This is a genomic window from Bradyrhizobium sp. Kon69, from assembly GCF_055807515.1.
The window spans coordinates 1-285 of sequence record NZ_JBVVOS010000294.1; the positions used below are offsets into that span (position 1 = coordinate 1).

General features: G+C 53.0%; 1 protein-coding gene. It reads left to right on the plus strand.

Annotated elements, in window-relative coordinates:
* Positions 1–244 (plus strand): hypothetical protein (locus AC0L3U_RS39235; RefSeq protein WP_473365096.1); only part of this gene is annotated, 244 nt, incomplete at its 5' end.
* Positions 245–285: the final 41 nt, after the last annotated feature.

Genomic DNA, 285 nt, shown 5'->3' on the forward strand with positions numbered 1-285 from the left:
AGTACGCTCGGGGCTTGAGCTCCTGCGTAAGATTTATGGCTGGGCTTGTCTAGCTATGTTCGGCCTCTTCTTGGTTGTTATACGTCTTTTTCCGGAAAAATCGGGCGCCGTGTTATCTTTCTCGCAGTTATTCATGCTGACATTCTTGTTCTGGTTTTCGATAACGAAACCGCTTGTCAGACGTGGCCTGGCCCGCTGCCGCTTTAACCTTGAAATGTTACGCAGGCGCAGGGTCAGCGAATAGTGGCGAGCGCGGCTCATGGCTGGGTATCGAAGCGGTAGCCG